Annotated in this window: 19 protein-coding genes; 7 read left to right on the top strand and 12 right to left on the bottom strand. The window is 70.2% G+C overall.

The features are described 5' to 3' along the window. Window position 1 precedes the first annotated feature (1 nt). From Q5696_RS09780 to Q5696_RS09760, 5 genes are all read right to left on the bottom strand, one after another. Entirely contained in the window at window positions 2-379 is a 378-nt protein-coding gene (locus tag Q5696_RS09780; protein WP_305094935.1) for a hypothetical protein, read from the bottom strand. 14 nt (window positions 380-393) lie between these two features. Next, on the bottom strand, window positions 394-1,737 hold the full coding sequence (locus tag Q5696_RS09775; protein WP_305095214.1) for an RsmB/NOP family class I SAM-dependent RNA methyltransferase: 1,344 nt from the start codon (window positions 1,735-1,737) through the stop codon (window positions 394-396). A 179-nt stretch (window positions 1,738-1,916) separates the two neighbouring features. Further along, window positions 1,917-2,840 carry a methionyl-tRNA formyltransferase gene (fmt, locus tag Q5696_RS09770; RefSeq protein ID WP_305094934.1) on the bottom strand — a complete coding sequence of 308 codons (924 nt, stop codon included), beginning with the start codon at window positions 2,838-2,840 and terminating at the stop codon, window positions 1,917-1,919. A gap of 119 nt (window positions 2,841-2,959) precedes the next feature. Next, window positions 2,960-4,642: an alpha/beta hydrolase gene (locus Q5696_RS09765; RefSeq protein WP_305094933.1), complete on the bottom strand. Its 1,683-nt coding sequence runs from the start codon at window positions 4,640-4,642 to the stop codon at window positions 2,960-2,962. Window positions 4,643-4,675: 33 nt separating this feature from the next. Beyond that, window positions 4,676-5,656 carry an esterase/lipase family protein gene (locus tag Q5696_RS09760; protein WP_305094932.1) on the bottom strand — a complete coding sequence of 327 codons (981 nt, stop codon included), beginning with the start codon at window positions 5,654-5,656 and terminating at the stop codon, window positions 4,676-4,678. 235 nt (window positions 5,657-5,891) lie between these two features. Between Q5696_RS09760 and Q5696_RS09755 the strand changes: the two genes are divergently transcribed. Genes Q5696_RS09755 through Q5696_RS09745 form a run of 3 tightly spaced genes read left to right on the top strand, consistent with a single transcriptional unit; the run spans window position 5,892 to window position 9,335 of the window. Further along, window positions 5,892-7,262, top strand: a complete 1,371-nt coding sequence (locus tag Q5696_RS09755; protein WP_305094931.1) for a hemolysin family protein — start codon at window positions 5,892-5,894, stop codon at window positions 7,260-7,262. Then, a complete protein-coding gene (locus tag Q5696_RS09750) occupies window positions 7,255-8,274 on the top strand; it encodes a hemolysin family protein (protein ID WP_305094930.1) in 1,020 nt (339 codons plus the stop codon). Before Q5696_RS09755 ends, Q5696_RS09750 begins: the two co-directional genes overlap by 8 nt. A 44-nt stretch (window positions 8,275-8,318) precedes the next feature. Next, complete coding sequence (locus Q5696_RS09745) at window positions 8,319-9,335, top strand: magnesium and cobalt transport protein CorA (protein WP_305094929.1); 1,017 nt, start codon at window positions 8,319-8,321, stop codon at window positions 9,333-9,335. Here the strand turns inward: Q5696_RS09745 and Q5696_RS09740 are convergent. After that, window positions 9,313-9,585, bottom strand: coding sequence for a YgaP family membrane protein (locus Q5696_RS09740; protein WP_305094928.1), 273 nt, complete (start codon window positions 9,583-9,585; stop codon window positions 9,313-9,315). The two genes, Q5696_RS09745 and Q5696_RS09740, sit on opposite strands and share 23 nt — an antisense overlap. Window positions 9,586-9,692: 107 nt before the next feature. Beyond that, the gene (locus Q5696_RS09735; RefSeq protein ID WP_305094927.1) at window positions 9,693-11,603 is read right to left on the bottom strand and encodes a helix-turn-helix domain-containing protein; all 1,911 of its coding nucleotides are present in this window, start codon (window positions 11,601-11,603) and stop codon (window positions 9,693-9,695) included. 70 nt (window positions 11,604-11,673) lie between these two features. Between Q5696_RS09735 and Q5696_RS09730 the strand changes: the two genes are divergently transcribed. The 4 genes from Q5696_RS09730 to Q5696_RS09715 are packed head-to-tail and all read left to right on the top strand — an operon-like array spanning window position 11,674 to window position 16,643. Continuing rightward, entirely contained in the window at window positions 11,674-13,020 is a 1,347-nt protein-coding gene (locus Q5696_RS09730) for a hydroxymethylglutaryl-CoA reductase, degradative (protein WP_305094926.1), read from the top strand. Continuing rightward, entirely contained in the window at window positions 13,007-13,468 is a 462-nt protein-coding gene (locus tag Q5696_RS09725; RefSeq protein ID WP_305094925.1) for a hypothetical protein, read from the top strand. Before Q5696_RS09730 ends, Q5696_RS09725 begins: the two co-directional genes overlap by 14 nt. Continuing rightward, window positions 13,461-14,840 (top strand): tripartite tricarboxylate transporter permease, encoded by a 1,380-nt coding sequence (locus Q5696_RS09720; RefSeq protein ID WP_305094924.1) that lies wholly within the window; start codon window positions 13,461-13,463, stop codon window positions 14,838-14,840. Before Q5696_RS09725 ends, Q5696_RS09720 begins: the two co-directional genes overlap by 8 nt. A 27-nt stretch (window positions 14,841-14,867) precedes the next feature. Next, window positions 14,868-16,643 (top strand): acyclic terpene utilization AtuA family protein, encoded by a 1,776-nt coding sequence (locus tag Q5696_RS09715; protein WP_305094923.1) that lies wholly within the window; start codon window positions 14,868-14,870, stop codon window positions 16,641-16,643. 79 nt (window positions 16,644-16,722) lie between these two features. Here Q5696_RS09715 and Q5696_RS09710 read toward each other — a convergent pair whose 3' ends face one another. The 5 genes from Q5696_RS09710 to gmk all read right to left on the bottom strand — a co-directional run bounded on the left by Q5696_RS09710 (window position 16,723) and on the right by gmk (window position 22,311). Further along, complete coding sequence (locus Q5696_RS09710) at window positions 16,723-18,744, bottom strand: primosomal protein N' (protein ID WP_370654913.1); 2,022 nt, start codon at window positions 18,742-18,744, stop codon at window positions 16,723-16,725. 23 nt (window positions 18,745-18,767) lie between these two features. Then, complete coding sequence (gene metK / locus Q5696_RS09705; RefSeq protein ID WP_305094921.1) at window positions 18,768-19,979, bottom strand: methionine adenosyltransferase; 1,212 nt, start codon at window positions 19,977-19,979, stop codon at window positions 18,768-18,770. A gap of 112 nt (window positions 19,980-20,091) precedes the next feature. After that, on the bottom strand, window positions 20,092-21,369 hold the full coding sequence (coaBC, locus tag Q5696_RS09700; RefSeq protein ID WP_305094919.1) for a bifunctional phosphopantothenoylcysteine decarboxylase/phosphopantothenate--cysteine ligase CoaBC: 1,278 nt from the start codon (window positions 21,367-21,369) through the stop codon (window positions 20,092-20,094). Beyond that, window positions 21,366-21,644, bottom strand: coding sequence for a DNA-directed RNA polymerase subunit omega (gene rpoZ / locus Q5696_RS09695; RefSeq protein WP_305095213.1), 279 nt, complete (start codon window positions 21,642-21,644; stop codon window positions 21,366-21,368). The genes coaBC and rpoZ overlap by 4 nt, the downstream gene beginning before the upstream one ends. A gap of 85 nt (window positions 21,645-21,729) precedes the next feature. Further along, complete coding sequence (gene gmk / locus Q5696_RS09690) at window positions 21,730-22,311, bottom strand: guanylate kinase (protein ID WP_305094918.1); 582 nt, start codon at window positions 22,309-22,311, stop codon at window positions 21,730-21,732. Between the last annotated feature and the right edge of the window lie 53 nt (window positions 22,312-22,364).

Genomic DNA, 22,364 nt, shown 5'->3' with positions numbered 1-22,364 from the left:
CTCAGCTGTCGTACGTGTCGCGCTGCTGCGTGAGCTCACCGAGCTGGGCGTCGGACTCGATCCACTGCCCCGCCTTGTCGACGGCCTCGAACACGTCGTCGAACGCGTCGACCAGCCAGCCCTTCCGGGACTCCGCCAGCACCCGCACCCCGGAGTCCGCGGTCTCGCAGAACCGGACGATCCAGCCTTCGACCGCGTCCGGGTCGTCGCTCAGGCCCGTATCGGTGTTGACGGCGACGAGGAACCGGTCGAAGGCGAAGTCGACCCGGATCGCGAAACCGTCCCCGTACTCGACGATGTTCGTGGGCCGGTGCGTGGCCGCCGACAACGCTGCGAGCGCATCCGTGTAGCGGTCGGCGTGTTCCTGCCTGCGTGGCACAGTCGTCTCCCCCGTCACCCGTCCGCCGGCCGCTGCAGCGCCGCCATGAACATCGCGTCCGTGCCGTGCCGGTGCGGCCACAGCTGCACGCCCGGGCCGTCCCCCAGATCCGGCACCCCGGGCACCAGTTCCCGGGTGTCGAGCGGGACCGCACCGTAACGACGGACCGCGTCGTCGACGACGCCGATCGTCTCCGCGACATGCGGCGAACACGTCGAATACAGCACCACACCGCCGGGCCGGACCAGCTGCAGCGCCGACGCCAGCAGCTCGCGCTGCAGCTTCACCAGCCCCGCCACGTCCGACGGCTGCCGCCGCCACCGCGCCTCCGGGCGGCGGCGCAGCGCCCCCAGACCCGTGCACGGCGCGTCCACCAGGATCCGGTCGAATCCGGGCTCGAGTCCCGGCTCCCGGCCGTCCGCGACGTGCACGTCGACGGGCAGCCCACGTGTGGTCTTGCGGATCAGGTCGGCGCGGTGCTCGGCCGGTTCGACGGCGTCCAGGCGTCCGCCCTCGATGTCGGCGAGCGCACCGAGCAGTGCCGCCTTGCCGCCCGGTCCCGCACACAGGTCCAGCCAGCGGCCCGTGTCCGGTCCGGCGAGCGGGGCAAGGGTGAGGGCACGGGCCACCAGCTGGCTGCCCTCGTCCTGCACCCCGGCCAGGCCCTCCCGGACCGCGTCGAGCAGGCCCGGGTCGCCGCCGTCGAGGTGCACCGCGTACGGCGAGTACGGGCCCACCTCGCCACCGGTGACGAGCGCCAGTTCCTCCGCCGAGATCTCCCCCGGCCGGGCCACCAGGTGCACGCCGGGGCGGGCGTCGTCGGCGATCAGGACGTCCTCGAGTTCACCGGCCGCGGTGCCGAGCGAATCGGCGAACGCCTGCGCGATCCACGTCGGATGGGCGTGCGCGAACGCCAGGTGCCCCACCGGATCCCGGACGGCGTCGGGCCCCAGTGCGGCCACCCACTCGTCCTCGGTCTTCTCCGATACCCGGCGCAGCACCGCATTGACGAAACCGGCCTTGCCCGAACCGGATTCGGCACGCGCCAGATCCACCGAGGTGGCGACCGCCGCGTGCGGCGCGATCCGGGTACGCAGCAGCTGGTAGGCGCCCAACTGCAGCACGTCCAGCAGCGGGCCGTCGATCTCGTCGATCGGGCGTCCCGCGCACTCCGCGATCACCGCGTCGAGCAGTCCGCGGGCGCGGGCCGTGCCGTAGGCCAGTTCGGTGGCCAGCGCGGCATCCCGGCCGTCGAGGCGGCGTTCCCGGAGCAGCCCCGGGAGAACGAGATTCGCGTACGCGTCCCGTTCCCGGACCGCCCGGATCACGTCCCGGGCGGCACGCCGCGGCTGATCGATCGACGCCTGCCCCGGATCGGGGCGCCGGGCCTGCCGCGGCCGGCTGTTGCCCCCGCCCCGGTTGCCACGGCTGCCACGGGCGTTCCTGCCGCCCTGTCCACCCTGCCGGTCCTGCCCACCGGACCGGCGCTGCGGCCGGCCCTGCCCGCTGCCACGGGACTCGCTGCTGCCCGACTCGCTCACTGTGCCCGCACCTCTCCACCCAGACGCGCACCGCGCGCCCAGTCCACTGCCGCCATCTGCTTCTTGCCCTGCGGTTGCACCTGCCCGAGCCGGACCGCCGTCGTCGACGTCCCGATGTACATACCGTTCTTGCGGACCTCGATCCGGCCCGGCGGCAACGTCTCCTCCACCAGTTCGACCGGACCGACCTTGACCCGCAGGTCGCCGATCATCGTCCAGGCACCCGGTGCGGGTGTCACCGACCGGATGTGCCGGTGCACCGCGAGCGCCGGCTGATCCCAGCGGATGTGCGCCGACTCCACCGACACCTTCGGGGCGTGCGAGACACCGTCCCGTGGCTGCGGAACCGCCTGCACCGCACCGGATTCCACACCGTCGAGCACACTCTCGAGCAGGATCGCCCCGCTGTCGGCGAGACGCGTCAACAGTTCCCCGGCAGTGTCGGTGGTGCGGATGGTCTCGGTCACCACGCCGTACACGGGACCGGTGTCCATCCCCTCGTCGAGCGCGAACACCGTCGCCCCGGTCACCTCGTCACCCGCATTGATCGCGGCCTGCACCGGGGCGGCACCACGCCACGCCGGCAGCAGCGAGAAGTGCAGATTCATCCAGCCGTGCCGAGGAACGTCGAGGACCGGACGCGGCAGCAGGTTGCCGTACGCGACGACCGGGCACGCGTCCGGGGCCAGCTCCGTCAACCGCGCCAGGAACTCCGGGTCCGACGCCGACGCCGGGGTGAGCACCTCGATGCCGTGCTCGTCAGCGAGCTGCCCGATCGGCGACCGCACCAGCTTGCGGCCGCGGCCGGCGACCGCGTCGGGACGGGTGACCACCGCGACCACCTCGTGCCGCCCGGACTCGACGAGCCGCCGCAGCGACGGCACGGCCGGTTCGGGCGTACCCGCGAAGACGATCCGCATCAGCGCAGCACCTCCGCACATGCGGACGGCAGAGGCTGGTGGGGGGTCACAGAAAGCACGAGGGCAGCTCCCGGATCGTCGAGTCCCGGCGGCGCCGGAAGAAGGTTCACCCCAGGATTCTACGGAGCCTCCGCCGAATCCCCGCCTCCCCCGGTCAGGGCCGCCTCGACGCGGGCGGTGTCCGCGTCGGTCCAGCCGTCCGGTTGCAGGATCCGCGCCCACATTCCCGCGGCTTCGGCACCGTACGAGTGCCCGTGTCCGGCGGGAACGTCGGCCGAGAAGATCATGTCGAGGGTGACCTGCCAGAACGTCACCAGCGGTATCCACGTCATGTTGGGGTCGACGTCCCGGCCGCGGGGCTCGCTCAGCCAGTCCGGCTTGTTCAGCAGCAGCGACGGCGACCACCACACGATCGGGTCGGACGCGTGCTGCCAGTACACGATCCGGCGCGGCCCCCACTCGGTGTCGAGGTCGAGGTCCTCCGGGTCGGACGCGAACCGCACCGCCTTCCCGGCATCGACGATCGGCAGGATCTCCGGTGAACCCGGTTCCCGGTCCGCGGTGACCTCCTGCCACTGCGGTGTGAAGTTCGGGGTGCCCACCCACAGCCCTCCGTCGACGCGGGTCGCCATGTCCTGGTAACCGGCGAACGCGTTCTGACCGCCGTAGGCGCCGAGGCTCTCCCCGAACACCACGAGTTTCGGGCGCGTCGAGACGGGCAGGTCGATCCAGCGCGCGAACACCGCGTTGAACAGGGCCCGACCGGCCACCTGCGGGGTCTCCCGGTCGGCGATGAACGCGAGCGGGCTGGGCAGGAACGAATACTGCATCGACGCGATCGCGGTGTCACCACCCTCGAGGTACTCGAGCGACGACGCCACACTCTGGTTGACCCAGCCGCGACCCGTGGTGGTGTTGACGGCGAGAACGTTCCGCTCCCACGCCTTCGTGCGATCCAGTTCCGCGACGACGAGGTCCGCGACCGCGGCGACCGACTCGGCCGACTCGCGGCCCGCGTACACGCGGATCGGTTCGATCGCCGGACGTCCGGTGACGGCGGTGATGTCGGCGGCACCGGGGCCGAGGCCGACGAACGTGCGGCCCTCCTGCCCGAGGGTGTCCCACGCCTGCGCCGACGCGGGCGACCCACTGCGCTCGGGCACGGTGGGCTGCTCGACACCCTCCGCGGTCGCGGTGTCGGCCCCCGAGAAACTCCAGTTCGCGAATGCGATCAGGCCCTGGTAGAGCGCACCGTTGACGATCAGGACCGCGACGACGACCGCGACGATCAGGCCCGCGACGTTCGCGGCGGGCCGCGGCACCACCCGCCGGGCCAGATCGGACGCCTTGCGGGTGCCCACCCGGATCCCGCGTCCGGCCTCGAGCAGCACGAACCACACGACGAGCGCGATCAGCGCCACCAACAGCACGTTCGCGGCGTGACTACGTTCGACGCCGACGAGGTCGCGCACGTAGTTCTGCCACACCGCACCGAGGCCCAGGTACACCGGGACCAGGATCACGGCGGCGACACCGAGCAGCCACCGGCCGATCCTGCGGGTGCGCGACGACCACGCCGGCTGCACGCCGCACCCCCGCACGATCCAGGCGACGAGGCATCCGACTCCGTATCCGAGCGCGACGGAGATACCGGTCGCGAGTCCCTGCAGATACCACGCGCGCGGCAGCAGCGACGGACTGATCGACCACGTGAAGAACACGAGCGCGAACGCCAGTCCCACGGGATGCAGGCGACGACCGTAGGCGCGTACGGGGGCGGTCGCTCTCGCGAAGGCGTTCATGGACCGGAACCCTAACCGGCAGACCGGACGGTCTCAGGAGTGGCTCGCCACCACCATCTCCGGGATTCCGGAACCGAGCGGCACCGGCACGCACTGCGGCGACGGCGCCGACGGATCCAGCGCCCTCGTCGTGAGGGCGAGAACGAACGGGTCGTACACCATCGCGAAGTGCCCGCCCAGATTCTGCGGGCACAGATCCTGCACCACCAGATTCGTCGCACCGGCGTCACGCAACGCGATGTTCGACGCCGGCTGGATCATCTCGTCGACCCGCGACCCGATCGTCGTGTACTCGACGCCCGGCACCGTGTCACCGGGCGTGTTGAGCTCCGCGAGCAGCGTCGACCCCTGCATCTGCTGGCCGATCGCCTCCGACGTCAACCAGGCTGCGATCCGCTCCGGCTGCGGCAGCAACCGCAGCAGCGGCACCAGCCCGAACATCGTGCCGCCGTAGGTGGGAGACGCGATCCCCACCCACCGGTCGACGACGTCCGCACCGCCGAGACGGTTGACGAAGTACCGGGCGACGGTCGCCCCCTGCGAGTACCCGACCAGGTCCACGGCCGCGGCCCCCGTCGACTCGCGCACCGTACGCACCATGTCCGCGAGCTGGCGGGCACTGGCCACCATGTCGCCGCGGGCGTACGTGCCGGGGGTGCCGTCGGCGCCGTAGTTCGGTGCGAACACACAGAATCCGCGGGCGACGAGCATCGGGGCGAGGGCTGCCCAGTCGGAGTAGGCGTCGGAGTCGCTGCCGTGCACGAGAACGACCGGGTGCGGATGCTCCGGCCCGGGCCGGCAGCCGGCGTCGTTGACACCGGCGGGCACCGAACCCGGATGTGCCCGCGCATACCGCAGCGCGTCGGCGTGACTGCCCTGCACCGGTCCCGGAACGGACGGGACGACGTACGTCCCGGGGTCCGCGGACAGCGTCGCGGCGTCGGCCGGCAGGCCGACGACACCCAGCAGTACGGCGGCCACCGCAACCAGCACCACCCGCATCGTTCCGGTCATGCGCGCACCTCCCGACACCTTTCCGGCCACGCTAGTCGCTGCGGCACGGCTCGCCCCGTTACCGTCGGGGCGTGGCGCGGCTCGTGCCACCCCGGAACCCGAACGGTGTCGCATTCGTCTACTTTTCGAGACCTGTTCGTCGTCGACACAGAAAGAGGGCCATGCGACGCCCACCTCGAAGACCCGTCCCCGCCCGTAACGTCACCCCCACTGCTCCCACTCCGGGGGTGACCTCGTGCTGACCGTGCTCGGCATCGTCGCCGGCATCGCCGTCGTGCTGGCGATCACCGCCCTGACCGGCTACTTCGTCGCCCAGGAATTCGCCTACATGGCCGTGAGCCGGTCCCGACTCGAGGCCCGCGCCCGAGCCGGTGACGCCGCCGCGGCCCGCGCCCTGACCGTCACCCGGCGCACGTCGTTCATGCTCTCCGGCGCCCAACTCGGCATCACCGTCACCGGCCTGCTCGTCGGCTACGTGGCCGAACCCCTCATCGGGCGCGGCCTGAGCGATCTACTCGGCGGCGTCGGTGTGCCCAGCGGTATCGGTCTCGCCGTCGGCGCGCTCCTCGCGATCCTGTTCTCCACGATCGTGCAGATGGTGTTCGGCGAACTGTTCCCCAAGAACCTCGCGATCGCCCGCCCCGAACCCGTCGCCCGCCGCCTCGCCCTGTCCACGACCGTGTACCTGAAACTGTTCGGCTGGCTGATCCGGCTGTTCGACCACTCGTCGAACCTGCTGCTGCGCGCCCTGAAGATCGAACCGGTCCACGACGTCGAACACTCGGCGACCCCACGCGACCTCGAGCACATCGTCGCCGAGTCCCGCGACACCGGGGAACTCCCGCGTGAGCTGTCGACACTGCTCGACCGGATCCTCGACTTCCCCACCCGCACCGCCGAACACGCCATGATCCCCCGCGCCCACGTCGACGTCGTCCACAGCGACGACCCGATCCGCGACGTGCTGTCCCGGATGGGGACCGGGCACACCCGCTACCCCGTCGTCGGTTCCAGCAGCGACGACCTGCGCGGCGTCGTGCACCTGCACGACCTCCTCGGCACCGACCCGACCGGCACCGCCGCCGACCGGGCCCGGCCGGCCGTGATCGTGCCCAGCACCCTGCCCCTGCCCGACGTCCTCGCCCAGATCACCGCCGCGAAGGACGAGATGGCGCTGGTCATCGACGAATACGGCGGGTTCGCCGGCGTCGTGACCGTCGAGGACATGGCCGAGGAACTCGTCGGTGAGATCGCCGACGAACACGATCCCGACCACGACGCCTCCACGATCGTCGCCGTCGACGGCGGCTGGCTGATCCCCGGCGGCGCCCACATCGACGAGGTCGCCCGCGCCCTCGACGAGGAACTCCCCGAAGACGACGACTACGAAACGTTCGCCGGTCTGGTGATCGCCGAGTTCGGCGGCCTGCCCCGGGTCGGCGACACCGTCACCGTCCCGCTACCGGCTGCCCCGGCCGACCTCGTCGCCGACACACCCGCACCCCCGAAGACACTGCACGTCGAGGTCCGGGCCGTCGCCAAGCACGTCCCGGCATTGCTGTCCGTGACCGTCCACACCGACCGGAAGAACGCCGCCGATGAGTAACCCGTGGATCGTCCTCGCCGTCACCGCCGCACTCGTCGCGGCGAGCGCCTTCTTCGTCGCCGTCGAGTTCGCACTCATCGCCGCCCGCCGGCACCGGCTCGAGGACGCGGCCCCGACGAGCCGCTCGGCCCGCGCCGCACTGCGCAGCGCCTCCGAACTGTCGGTGCTGCTCGCCGGCTCCCAGCTCGGCATCACCGTGTGCACCCTCGCGCTCGGCGCCGTCACGAAACCGGCCGTGCACCACTGGCTCACCCCCGCCTTCTCGAGCTGGGGCGCGCCGCTGTGGCTCGCCGACGTCGCCGGATTCGTGCTCGCCCTGATCATCGTGACGTTCCTGCACCTCGTGGTCGGCGAGATGGCCCCCAAATCGTGGGCCATCGCGCACCCCGAGAAATCCGCGACCCTGCTCGCACTCCCGATGCGCGGCTTCATGTGGCTCACCCGGCCGCTCATCGTCACCCTCAACCGGTTCGCGAACCGCTGCCTCGCCGCGGTCGGCGTACAACCGGTCGACCAGGTGGCGTCCGGCCAGGACCCCGAAGCACTCCGCCACCTCGTCGAACATTCCGCCACCGTCGGCACCCTCGACGAGCGCTACCACGGCCACCTCACCAGCGCCCTCGAACTCGAGACCCTCACCGTCGGAGACATCGTCCGACCCAACGCCGACCCGAGCAGTGTCGACGCCGACGCCCCCGCCGACGTCGTCCGGGCCGCCTCCGATCGGGCCGGGCACCTGCGGCTGCTGGTGCGCAGCGGCGACCGGGTCGACGGCGTCGTACACGTGCGCGACAGCCTCGACGCCCCCACCGGCACCCGAGCACGCGACCTCATGCGCGACATCCTCACCCTCGACGCCGGCACCCCCGTCTACGAGGCGCTCGCCACCATGCGCGATACCCGCAGTCACATCGCCGTCGTCCGCGCCGCCGACGGCAGGCTCGTCGGCCTGATCACCCTCGCCGACGTCCTGGCCCGACTGATGCACACCACCCCACCCGCCGTGTCGTGATCCAATGACCGTGCGGAGCGCCCGCGACGAGGAAGGAGGCCGGCGTGACGATCGTGGACAGTGCCGTGTACGTGGACGGGCTGCGGGTCGAGCGTCCTGAGTCTCTCGAAGGCACGTTCGCGACGATGAACCGGTGCGGCGGGATGGCGTGGATCGGGTTGTATCGTCCGGACACTGTCGAGATCGATTCGCTGGCAACCGAATTCGGGTTGCATCACCTGGCGGTGGAGGACACCGTCGCCGCGCACCAGCGGCCGAAGCTCGAACGCTACGACGACACCCTGTTCGTGGTGTTGCGGCCGGCCCGCTATCTCGACGACGTCGAGAAGGTGGAGTTCGGTGAGGTGCACGTGTTCGTCGGACCGGATTTCGTGGTCACGATCCGGCACGCGGAGTCCCCCGATCTGGCGCAGGTGCGCCGCCGGCTCGAACGCGATCCCGACCTGTTGCGGCTGGGGCCCGAGTCGGTGCTGTACGCGGTGCTCGACCAGATCGTGGACGACTATCTTCCGGTGGCGGCGGGGCTCGAGAACGATATCGACGAGATCGAGAACCAGATGTTCACCGGGGATCCGGCGGTCGCGAAACGCATCTACGACCTGTCGGGGGAGGTCATCGATCTCCAGCGGGCGACGCACCCGCTGATCGCGATGCTCGAGGCCCTCGGCCGGGGTTCGGACAAGTATCACGTCGATCTCGAACTGCAGCGCCACCTGCGCGACGTCCTCGACCACGCCCTGCGGATCGTGGAGCGGGTCGACTCGTCCCGCGCCCATCTGCAGACGGCGCTGTCGGTGCACGCGACGCTGGTGGCGCAGCGGCAGAACGAGGAGATGCGCCGGCTCACCCTCACCAGCCTCGACCAGAGCGAGGAGGTCAAGAAGATCTCGTCGTGGGCCGCGATCCTGTTCGCGCCCACCCTGGTCGGCGGAATCTACGGCATGAACTTCGACGTCATGCCGGAGTTGGACTGGCGGTTCGGGTATCCGGTCGCGATCGGTCTCATGCTCGCAACCTCGGTGACGCTGTATCTCATCTTCAAGCGGCAGCGCTGGTTGTGACCGAGCCGTCGGTGCTGCGGGGCACCCGGCAGGCGGCACGCTCGAGTCCGAGCTTCGCCATGATCAGGCTGGCGGGGCACCATCCGACCGCTGCGTAGAACACGAGGTTGACGCCCACGAATCCGGTGAGCAGCATCCACCACGGCGAGACGGTGGCTGCGAGAACCACGCTCAGCAGCGTGATCACCCCGGCCATCAGCGGCACGACCCGTTCGATCGTCCATCCTTCATGACGCGGCAGTTTCGTCACAGCGGCTCTCCTCACACGTTTCCGGACCATCGCCACCAGAATACCCCCTAGGGTATGCGCGTGAGCGTGTGATTGCTCACGCACACTCGCCCAGGACGCAGCGGACGTCATCGTCCGGGAGACCGCAGTGCTCGGAGTTTGAGCGCGGCGAGGATCTCGAACGCTCTCGGCTGCAGTCGCCAATCCGGCCGGATCAGCCGATCTATCCGTCCCGCGCGTTGATTGACCGTGTTCGGGTGGACCCCGAGAACGACCGCCGCAGCCTTGGGGCTGAGATTGTTCTCCAGCAGCGCGAGAGCGGTCGGCACCAGATCCGTTCCGTGACGAGCGTCGTGATCCACCAACGGTCCGATGTGCGCGCGGACGAACACCTCGAGGTCGGCTCGGGTGGGATCGGTGAAGAGCATGGAGAAGATGCCGAACTGCTCGACGTGCAGGCGCACCCCCGAGTATCCGAGGGCCCGCGCGAGCGCCAGTGCTCGCCGTGACTCGGTGAACTCGGTGGGCGCACTCGCCAGTCCCCGGGAGTCGCGGCCCACGACGACGTTGCCCGGCCCGCCCTCCTGGAGAATCTTGTGAGCGAGCCGGTCCGTGGCCTCGACCAGGCCCGCGGGAGCGAGTACCACCAGGATGTCGTCGAGAACTGCGGCGAGCCCACCGTTCCCGGCGGTCCATTCCACCGCGATCTGGGCGGCAACCGGATCCGCGGTGTCGGCCAGGACCATCGTCGGCCCGGTACGGTCGATGCCGTTGCGCTGCGCCCGACGGGCCAGCTCGTCGGTCATCCGCTGCGGCGACTGCACGATCTTGGTCACCAGTTCCTCCGCGGTACGACGGTCCGCGGCGGCGAGGGCCTGTGTCGACAGCTGGCTCAGCGCCACAGCTTGACCGGCCCGCTCCAACATCGAGGCCACGCCCCGGTCGGGGACGGCCGCCCCTCTCGACACCAGATGCCCGAGCAGGCCGCCGACCGACGCGACGTCCACGATCGCCCACCGTTGCGTACCGACGCGGATCGATCGCAATGCCGGGCTGGGTGTGGAACCGCCGGGGACGTCCAGGAACTCGGTCCCGGGGACCTGACCGAGCTCACCGGACACGGTCAGCGCACCTGTCGCGCTCGTCCTGTCGACGTATGCCAGGGCGAATCCCAGCTCCGCACGTACCGCATCGAGGATGTCGGCGACACCGCCGCCGCCGAGCACGATCGAACTCAGTTCCACATGCATCCGGGCGTCGCGGGCAGCGGCACGCCGCTTACCTTCGCTGTCGGCCACGGCCTGGGAGAGGTCGTCGCGGGCACGTTCGCCGCTTTCGTCCAGTTCGGCGTTCTGCAGCGCGATCGCGGCATGGGTAGCGAGCGAGGTGAGCAGAAAGATGTCGTCGTCACTGAATCGTCGCGGATCCCGGCGGGCGGCGAACAGCAGCCCGACGGTGGTCCCCGAGACGGTCAGGGGTGCACCGAGGAGTGTGGTGATGCCCTGCTGCGCCAGTATCGCGTCGAAATCCGCCTCGTGAGCGAAGTCCGTACTGGCGGAGTAGTCGTCCACCTGGAACGGCTCACCGGTCTGCAACACGATCCCTCCGACACCGTGTCCGGGTGACACCCGGATCCCCCGGAACCTCGGAGTGAGGTCGCCGGACCAGGCGCGAATCGCAAAGGCCCCCTCGTCCCCGGGATCCGGAGTGCTCAGGTAGACGTAGTCGCAGCGCAGCAGCCGCCGGGCCCGGCTGGTGATGGCCTTGAGCACCACGTCGACGTTGCGGATCGCCACGAGTTCACCGGTCGCCTCGTGCACGTCACGCAGCTGATCGTGTCGACGACGGAGGGTGTCCACTCTGTCACGCACCCGGTGATACGACTCCCGCAGTCGCCCCCTCGCCGCCGCCGACGCCGCGCGGCCGGCCCGATCGAGCAGGGCGTCGACGGACACCCCGGAGGTCCCGTCGACGAGTCCGTCCAGCAAAGCCGCCGTCGCGTCCACCGCACTGTCCGAATCACCATGGTGTTCTCTCACCACATAATTATCGGCCAAGTAGTGCTGACAACACATATTCTGCGGGAGTGATCGTCATTACCGTCGCCCTATGAGCGCCGGCAGGTCACGGTTCACGTGTCACCGAGCGCTCTGCCGACCCACGAGAAGCGAAGCAGGTGCACACATGGTGAACAGCCGGATCCCGGGACTGAAGAACCTGACCATCGAACAACGACGGGAGACGGTGGTCCGGAACAGCCCGCTGTCCACCGAGGACCTGACCGCCTGGGACCCGGCGACGGGCCTGACCCTCGACGCCGCCGACCACATGGTCGAGAACGTCGTCGGCGTCCTCGGCATCCCGCTCGGATTCGCCGCGAACTTCACGATCAACGGCCGCGACGTCCTCGTGCCCATGGCGACCGAGGAGCCGTCGGTCATCGCGGCCGCCAGCAACGCGGCACGAATCGCTCGGGCCTCGGGCGGATTCTTCACCTCGTCGACCGCCCCACTGATGCGAGCCCAGATCCAGCTCGTCGACGTCGCCGATCCCGCCGCGGCCCGGGTCCGGATCCTCGAGGCCCGCGACGAACTGATCGCTGCGGCGAACGAACAGGACCCGATGCTGATCCAGCTGGGCGGCGGGGTCCGTGACATCGAGGTGCACCTGGTCGACGCCCCCGGACAGACCTATGTGGTGCTGCACCTGATCGTCGACGTCCGGGACGCGATGGGCGCGAACGCCGTCAACACCATGGCCGAGGCGATCGCCGAGCGGGCTGCGCAGATCGGGCAGGGGCGGCCGCTGCTGCGCATCCTGAGCAACAAGGCGGACCTGCGGCTGGCCCGTGCGCGCGCCGTGTTCGCCGCCGACGAACTCGGCGGCACCGAGATCGTCGACGACATCGTGCACAGCGCAGCGCTGGCGGTGGTGGACCCGTACCGGGCGGCGACCCACAACAAGGGAGCCACCAACGGCATCACCGCCGTCGTCCTGGCGACCGGCAACGACACCCGTGCCGTCGAGGCGGGCTTCCACTCCCACGCGGTCCGCGACGGCCGCTACACCGCCCTGACCCGGTTCGAGAAGGACGCCGACGGAAATCTGGTCGCATCCCTGGAGGTGCCGATGGCCGTGGGCCTGGTCGGCGGCGCGACCAAGGTGCACCCCGCCGCCCAGCGGGCAGTGAAGATGCTCGACATCACCACCGCCACGGAACTCGCGGAGATCATCGTCGCCGTGGGACTGGCGCAGAACGTGGCCGGGCTGCGCGTGCTGGCCACCGAAGGCGTCCAGCGCGGGCACATGGGCCTGCACGCCCGCAACGTCGCCGTCACCGCCGGCGCCACCGGCAAGGAAATCGACCGTGTCTCCGCCCGCATGGTCGCCGAGAAGGCGATCCGCGCCGAACGCGCCGCCGAGATCCTCGCCGAGGTCCGCCGTGGCCAGAGCTGACAAATCGCTGCAACTGTCGGAGGTGTGGGGCGAGACGGTCGCCCTGCGGAACCTCGTGCTGGCGCTGCTGATCAGCTGCCCCACCACCCTCGTGGTGTTCCTCGTCGCCCGATGGCTGCTGGAGTCGAACATGGACGACCGGAGTCGGGCGGACACCTATTCGCTGCTCGTCGGCCTGTTCACCGTCATCGTCTGCGCGGTGATCTGCGCTCGACTGTTCCCACCGCAACGAGTGGTGACCACCGAGGCGGCCGGGCAGTCGAGCGCCTTCGACGAAACCCTGCGTGAGATCGCCGAGGACGAGGGCGGGCTGGGCCGCGTGGCGGACCTGCCCACCGAAGTACAGGACGAGATGCGCGAACTGGACCTGTACGACGCCTTCGCACGAGCCGAGGCCGCCGAGTACACCCGACCGACATCGCCGAGGAAGGAGTCCCCCGATGCTTGAACAGTTCCTCCAGGACCTTCCCCAGGGGCTGTTGTGGGGCGTCATCGGCGCGATCGTGTTCGGCCTGCTGGGGCTCGTGTCCGGTACCGACGAGACCGCAACCATCACGCCGCTGACCCTGCTGGTGGTTCTGCTCGGTGTGCCTCCGGTGGGCGTGTACGCCTTCTTCATCGCCGCAGTGGTCTCCAAGCACATGACCCACGCCGTGCCGACCATGCTCCTCGGGATTCCCGGTGACACGATGGCGATCCCGCTGCTCGAGGAAGCCGACCGGCTCCGTCGACTCGGTGTACCCCACATCGCACTGCGCAAGGCGATCAGCGGCGGATTCATCGCCGCGTTGATCGCGGTTCCGGTGTCCGTTGCCGTTGCCGGCCTGCTCAGTCCCCTGGCCCACGCCATCTCGACGGCCGCACCGTGGATCTTCCTGGTCGCCACCGTCGTGATCGCTTATTTCTCACCCGCCCGGCTCGGTGGAGTGGTCGCACTGGTGCCGTTCGTGCTGCTGATCCTCGGACTGCAGGCGTTCACGAAGACGCACGACACGAAACTGACGATCGTCTACTTCCTGGGCATCGCGGTGGGACCGCTCGTGGTCGACCTGTTCAACATCCTCACCCCGGCAGGCCGCGAAAGCTCCCGCCGGGACGGCAAGGAGACCTACCACCTCTCCCGGCCGAACGATCGTTCGCACCGATACCTGCCCAACCCGTTCCGGGTGCTCGACAAACGGCAGGTGGCGTGGACCGGTGCCGCGTCGGCGGTCTCGGCGAGCACGTTCGTGTTCAGCCCCATCGCCATGACCGTGCTCATGGGCGAGGCGGTCAAACGGTTCCCCAAGAACGCCTATCATCGCCTCACCTCCACGATCGCGGTGAAGAACGGCACCACGGAATCGACCTACCTCGGGGAGACCCTGATCCCGTTGGTGGCGTTCGGTCTCCCGTTGAGCCCCATGTCCGCCGGCCCGGCCGCGCCGCTCTACAACGCCCCACCCCGGTTCACGGTGGACGCCGAGAGCGGGACCGTGAACAACCTCCACACCTACCTCAGTTCGTGGGAATTCCTGGTCTTCGGTCTGCTCGGCGTACTACTCGCAGGAATCGTCGTCTACCCGCTGGCCATGCGGTACGCGGCGGCCGCCGCGAGTTTCATCATGCGCAAGGTCGGCCAGGAGACCGTGATCGCCGCGTTCGTGAGCCTGATCCTGATGGTGGCCGTCTGGGAAGGCGGTCTACTCGGGGTGCTCGTCACGGTCACCGTAGCCCTCGTCGGTGGCCTGCTCACTCGCTTTCTCAAGATCCATGCCGGCGTCCAGTTCATGGGCTACTACGTCGCCATCCTGACCGTCCCGGCCATCCTGGCCCTCTAACCCGCGCCCTGAAGTGCAAGGAGCATCATGACACTGCGCATCGCCAACTGCAGCGGCTTCCTCGGAGACCGCCGGACCGGACCGAAGGAAATGGTCGAAGGTGGTCCGATCGACTACCTCACCGGCGACTGGCTGGCCGAACTGACCATGAGCATCCTGGCCAAGCAACGTGGCCGCGACCCCGAGGCCGGATACCCGGCATCGTTCGTCGAGCAGATGAGCGACGTCCTGTCGACCTGTCACGATCGCGGCATCACCGTCATCGCCAACGCCGGTGGAGTGAACCCCCACGGCTGCGCGGACGCACTCCGGGCCGTCGCCGACCGCCAAGGCCTCGACCTGACGATCGCGGTCGTCGACGGGGACGACATCACCGACCGCTTCGCCGTCTGGCAGGAGCAGGGCTGGCTCGCAGCCCATCTCGACTCCGGTGCTCCGTTCGCCACCACCGGGCTCACTCCGACAGTCGTCAACGCCTACCTCGGATGCTGGGGCATCGTCGAGGCGCTGCGCGACGGCGCCGACATCGTCGTCACCGGCCGCGTCAGCGACGCCTCCCCGATCGTGGCGGCCGCGGCGGCACATTACGGCTGGACGCCACACGATCTCGACCGACTCGCCGGCGCCGTGGTCGCCGGCCACATCATCGAGTGCAGTGCCCAGGCCACCGGCGGCAACTTCGCGTTCTTCACGGAGAACCGTCACCCCCACCATCCCGGGTTCCCGATCGCCGAGATCGAACCGGACGGCTCCGTCGTGATCACCAAACACGAGGGCACCGCGGGAATGGTCACCGTCGACACGGTGACCGCCCAGCTGCTCTACGAGATCGACGGCCCCCGATACGCGAACCCCGACGTCATCGCCCGTCTCGACGAACTCGTCGTCGAACAGGTCGGGACCGACCGGGTCCGCGTCTCGGGTGCCTTCGGCGAGCAGATCCCGTCCGTACTCAAGGCCGGTGCAGTGGCCGACTACGGGTGGAGCACGGAAATGACGATGCTCGTCACCGGCCTGGACCGGGACCGCAAGGTCGATTACGCGCTGAACCAGTTGTGGGCCGAGTTCCCCCGAGGCCGAGAGACCTTCGCCGACGTCGAGGTCAACGTCATCGGCGGCGGAGCCGAGGACCCGCGCTCACTCGACGAGGCGACAGCACTGCTACGAGTCGCCGTCGCCGACCAGGACAAGGCCCTGGTCAACCGGTTCTCCCGGGTCGTCGTCGAACTACTCCTCGGCGGCTATCCCGGTATGGCACTGACCTCTCCCCCTGCCCGAGCACGGCAACGCCAGCTGTTCTGGCCCACGCTGATCCCCGCCGACCGGGTCCGTGAACGTGTGACCATCCGCGGCACGACACGAGAGGTCGAACGGGCGCGTGCCGAGACCGTCCGCGACGTGCCCCTGGCGGTTCCGCCCCGTTCACCCGAACAGGCCGGCGGCGACATGATCTCCGCCCCGCTCGGCCGCATCGCCGGCAGCCGATCCGGCGACAAGGGCGGCAATGCCACCCTCGGGATCTGGGCACGCACGGACGCGGCCCACGAATTCCTGTGCAGCTGGTGGACTCCGGAGCACGTCACCGACCTGCTCCGAGCTCCCGCCGACACCCCCCTGCGGCTGTGGCACCTGCCGAACCTGCGGGCAGTCGGGGTGACCGTCGTCGGCTGGCTCGACCGAGGCACCGCGACGAACATCCTGCTCGACACCCAGGCGAAGGGGCTGGGCGAGTTCGTCCGGGCCCGCCACATCGACATCCCCCGAACCCTCCTCGACGGCGAACCCGGAATCCTCCGGGCCTAGCAGCGCCGGCCCCCGTGACACGGATCGCGGGGGCCGTTGCTGCACCGGGGACCGTCGGCGAGGTCCCCGGGCCGCACGGCTAGCCGATCCGCAACGGATCGACCTGCACCCGCACCGGCCCCGGCGTGCGTTTCGCACTGCGCACGGCCTGCGCATCGGCGAGCGCCCGGGCCAGCGCGCGGCCGGCGCCGCGCGGCACCCGGACGAGCATCCGCTGGACGTCGTCGGGTTCGGGTTCGTCGCTCGCGAACGGCAGCCGCTCCCCCGGCGGCAGCGGTACCGGGCCGAGCAGTTCGGCGCCGTCGGGCAGGACGGTCGCGTCCAGCAGATCGGTGACGGACACCGCGGTGCCGTCGACGGCGGCCAGGTGCACGGCCGGCGGGAAGCCGACCTCGGCGCGTTCGGCGAGCTGGGCGCGGGCATGCCACACCGGGTCCCAGCGCACCAGCGCCTGCACGGTGGGGATCCCGGAATCGGCGACGACCACGACCTGGCCGCCGTCGCGGTGGGAACGGACCAGCGTCGACGCCGTCATCCACCGGCGCAGCGTCTCCTCGGCAGCACGCAGGTCGGCGCGGCCGAGCAGCGCCCAACCGTCGAGCAGCAACGCGGCGCCGTAGCCGCCGGGCATCACCGGTTCGGCGCCGACGGTCGCGACGACCAGTTTCGGGCCCGCCTCGATCTCGGCCTTGACGTCGGATCCGCCGGACGTGTGGACGGCGACGCCGGCGAAGGCACGTCCCAGCTCCTCGGCGGTGCGGCCGGCCCCGACGACGACGGCCCGCAGGGCGCGGGCGCCACACGCGTGGCAGCGGTGGCCCGTGTCGGCGACGCCGCACCACTTGCACGTCGGGGAGCCGGCCCCGTCGGGTCCGGCGGCTGCGGGCAGTGCGAGGGGGCCGTTGCAGCGCCGGCAACGGGCGGGGGCTCGACACTTGGCGCACGCGAGCGACGGTACGTAGCCGCGGCGCGGAACCTGCACCAGCACACCCGATCCCGCGGCAAGGGCCTGCCGGGCCGCGGCGAACGCGATCGCCGGCAGCCGGGCGGCCCGAGCCCCGGGATCGCGGGCGAGGGCCTGATCGCTGTCGGCGAGCGCGGTGATCTTCGGGGATCGGGCGCGGACGGTGTCCCGGGCGGCGACGAGATCGTGCGCCCACCCGGATTCGACGAGTGCCTGTGCTTCCGCGGTCCGGGCGTGCCCGGCGACGACGACGGCGCATCCGGCAGTGTGCGCCCGCAGCAGTGCCACCTCCCGCGCGTGCGGATACGGGGACCGCGGCTCGGACAGGCTCGAGTCGCCGTCGTCCCACACGACGATCAGGCCGAGGTCGGGGGTCGGCGCGAACACCGAGGCCCGGGTGCCGACGACGACGCGGGCGGTGCCGCGCAGCGCCGCGAGCCAGCGCCGGTACCGTGCGGACGGCCCCAGCCCGGCGGCGAGTCCCACGACATGCTGTGCGCCGAGCAGGTTTTCGCATGCCGCGACGAGCCGGTCGAGGTCACGCTGATCGGGGACGACCAGCACGACACCGCGGCCGGACGACGCCACCACCCCGGCGAGTTCGGCCAGGCGCAGACACCAGTCCTCGCCGGGCAGGGCCTGCCAGACGGCCCGCGGGCTGCGGCCGGCGGCGAGGGCGTCGACGAAGTTGCCGCCGTGCACGTACGACGCCCACGCGTCCGCGTCCACCGTCGGACGTTCGGGCGGCGGAACCGGATCGGGCGTCTCGGCCTCGACCTTGGCGTGCCGCGGCGGGATCGCCAACCGGAGCACGTCCGCGCGGGTGCCGGCATACCGGTCGGCGACGGCGTCGACCAGGCGGCGCACCTCCGGGGTGAGGACCTGTTCGGCGGACACGATCCGGTCGAGCCACGCCAACCGTCCGCGATGCTCGCTGGAGTCCCGACGCTCGAGCAGGAAACCGTCGACGAGGCGTCCCGAGAACCGCACCCGCACCCGTACCCCGGGCCGGGCCTGCTCGTCGAGGTCCGCGGGGATCAGGTAGTCGAACTCGCGGTCGAGATGCGCAACCGGAAGCAGCGGCAGCACGCGCGCCACGGGCGCCTGTGCTGCCGCTGCCTTCTCGGTGCCGGTCAGGGGGCCGACTCTCGGGGCCGGGGCTACAGACCGGCGGCCGCGCGGAGCTTCTCGGCGCGGTCGGTGCGCTCCCACGGCAGATCGACGTCGGTGCGGCCGAAGTGGCCGTACGCGGCGGTGGCCGCGTAGATCGGGCGCAGCAGATCCAGGTCGCGGATGATCGCACCCGGACGCAGATCGAACACCTCGCTGATCGCGTTCTGGATGGTGGCGACGTCGACCTTCTCGGTGCCGAACGCCTCGACGAACAGGCCGACCGGGGCGGCCTTGCCGATCGCGTACGCGACCTGCACCTCGATGCGGTCCGCCAGTCCGGCCGCGATCGCGTTCTTGGCGACCCAACGCATCGCGTACGCGGCGCTGCGGTCCACCTTCGACGGATCCTTGCCCGAGAACGCGCCGCCGCCGTGACGGGCCATGCCGCCGTACGTGTCGACGATGATCTTGCGGCCCGTCAGACCCGCGTCGCCCATCGGGCCACCGAGGACGAACTTGCCGGTCGGGTTGACCAGCAGGCGCACATCCGAGGTGTCCAGGTCGATGTCGAGCTCGGACAGCACGTGGCCGAGCACCTTCTCCCGCAGATCCGGGGTCAGCAGATTGTCCAGGTCGATGTCCGCGGCGTGCTGCGTGGAGATGACGACCGTGTCGAGGCGGACCGGGCGGTCGCCGTCGTACTCGATGGTGACCTGGGTCTTGCCGTCGGGACGCAGGTACGGCAGCACCCCGGTCTTGCGGACCTCGGTGAGCCGGCGCGACAACCGATGCGCGAGCGCGATCGGCAGCGGCATCAGCTCGGGCGTGTCGGTGCACGCGTACCCGAACATCAGGCCCTGGTCACCGGCACCCTGCCGATCGAGTTCGTCGTCGGTGACCCCGCCGACCCGCGCCTCGTGCGAGTGGTCGACGCCCTGCGCGATCTCCGGCGACTGCGCACCGATCGCGATGTTGACGCCACACGAGTTGCCGTCGAAACCCTTGGCCGACGAGTCGTAGCCGATCTCGAGGACCACGTCGCGCACGATCTTCGGGATGTCGACGTACGCGGAGGTCGTGACCTCGCCCGCGACGTGCACCTGTCCGGTCGTCACCAGGGTCTCGACCGCGACCCGGCTGCGCGGATCGGCCTCGAGCATCGCATCGAGAATGGAGTCACTGATGGCATCACAGATCTTGTCCGGGTGACCCTCGGTCACGGACTCACTGGTGAATAGCCGCTTGCCGGACGTGCTCACAGATCTCCCTCTCGACACTTACGCCATTACGTTTCTGCTTACTTCTATTGAATACCGCACACCACACCCGTGCCAGGAACGCGTCCCACGAAGTGACACGAGGATTCGTGTGCTACTTCGACACTGCAGGAAGCAGTCCGACGACCGCGTCGAGCACGCGACTCGCCATGAGCGACTTCGATCCCGGTTCGATGGCCGTCTCGGTGCCGTCGGCACCGAGAAGCCAGCCGTCGTTGTGGTCGACCTCGAACGCCTTGCCGTCACCGACCGCGTTGACCACGAGAAGATCGCAGCCCTTGCGCGCCAGTTTCGTGCGCGCATGGTCGAGAACACTTCCCGACGCATCCCCGGTCTCGGCCGCGAATCCGACGATCGCGGTGTCGGCCGCGAGGGTGCCGTCCCGTCGAGCCTGCACGAGACCGGCGAGAATGTCAGGGTTTTTGATCAACGGAATGGAGTCCGGTTCCCCGGCCCCCTTCTTGATCTTGTCGGTGGCGACGGTGGCGGGCCGGAAATCGGCGACGGCCGCCGACATGATCACCGCGTCCGCGCCGGCCGCATGCGTCGCGACGGCGTCGTGCATCTGCTGCGCCGTCCGCACGTGCACGACGGTCACCGCGGCCGGATCGGCCAGTTCGGCGGTCGCGCCGGCGATCAGGGTGACGTCGGCACCGCGCTGCGCCGCCAGCCGGGCGATCGCGTACCCCTGCTTGCCGGAACTGCGGTTACCGAGGTACCGGACCGGGTCGAGGGGTTCGCGGGTACCACCGGCCGAGACGACGACACGTCGGCCGACGAGATCCCGCGGCAACGCGGACGCACGCTCGAGCAGCAGCGACGCCAGACCGAAGATCTCCTCCGGTTCCGGCAGCCGTCCCGCCCCGGTGTCCTTGCCGGTGAGCCGGCCGGACGCGGGTTCGATCACGATGTTGCCGCGTTCCCGCAACGTCGCGACGTTCGACACCGTCGCGGGATGCTCCCACATCTCGGTGTGCATCGCGGGCGCGAACACGACGGGACATCGGGCCGTCAGCAGGGTCGCGGTGAGCAGGTCGTCGGCCCGCCCGGCCACCGCCCGGGCCATGAGGTCGGCGGTGGCGGGGGCGATGACCACGAGGTCGGCCTCCTGGCCGAGGCGCACGTGGGCGACCTCCGGGACGTCCTCGAACACCCCGGTGTCGACCGGGTTGCCGGACAGTGCCTCGAACGTGGCGCGGCCGACGAACCGGAGTGCGGCCTCGGTGGGGATCACCCGCACCCGGTGTCCGCTCTCGGTGAAGCTGCGGATCAGGGCACAGCTCTTGTAGGCGGCGATACCGCCGCCGACACCGACGACGATCCGCCGCGGTGTCCCGGGCTCCCGTTCGGACACGGGCGCGGTGGCGCTCACTCGCCTTCGGTGTGCTCGAGCAGATCGGCGTGGATCTCGCGCAGCGCGATCGACAGCGGCTTCTCCTGCAGACCCGGCTCGACGAGCGGGCCCACGTATTCGAGGATGCCGTCACCGAGCTGGTTGTAGTAGTCGTTGATCTGACGGGCTCGCTTGGCCGAGTAGATGACCAGCGCGTACTTCGACGAGGTGCGCTCGAGCAGCTCGTCGATCGGCGGGTTGGTGATGCCGAGCGGGGTGTCGTAGGCGGGCAGAGTGCCACGGACGTCGGACACGGCTGCTTCGGTGCTGCTCACTCGGTTACTCCTGAACTGGACTCGGAAGTCCCACATTGAATGCCGAAAAGGGGGACGACGCCGGTCACGGCTGACGTCCGACCAACAAGGATACCAACTCGTCGCACGCCCGTCCGACATCCTCGTTGACGATGACGGTGTCGAACTCGTCCTGTGCGGCCAACTCGACCTCGGCGGTCTGCAGCCGGCGTTCGACGACGTCGGCCGGTTCGGTTCCGCGGCCGGTCAGCCGGGACACCAGCACCTCCCAGCTGGGCGGCGCCATGAACGTGAGCACGGCCTCGGGCATCGCGGCCCGCACCGAGCGAGCGCCGACGAGGTCGACCTCGAGCAGGACCGGCTTGCCTTCGGCGAGGGCCCGGTGCACCGGACCGGCCGGGGTGCCGGACCGCTGCAGTCCGCCGTGGATGTCCGCCCACTCGAGCAGTTCACCGGCGTCGATCATGCGGTCGAACTCGGCGCGCGTCACGAAGTGGTAGTCCTGGCCGTCCACCTCGCCCGGTCGCGGATCACGCGTGGTCGCCGAGACGCTGAAGACCACCTCGGGCATGCGCTCACGCAGCAGCCGGACGACGCTGGACTTGCCGACGGCCGAGGGGCCGGCCAGTACTACCAGCCGACCCCTCCGCACTGCGTCGCCACTCACGGTCGTTCCCGCGGCGGCCGCACCGCCTGACACCTGTTGTGCGTCAGCAGTCA

It is taken from the genome of Prescottella sp. R16, from assembly GCF_030656875.1.
Classification (GTDB): domain Bacteria; phylum Actinomycetota; class Actinomycetes; order Mycobacteriales; family Mycobacteriaceae; genus Prescottella.
Note: the sequence above shows the minus strand (reverse complement) of the source record. Positions and strands in the feature narration are given on the sequence as shown.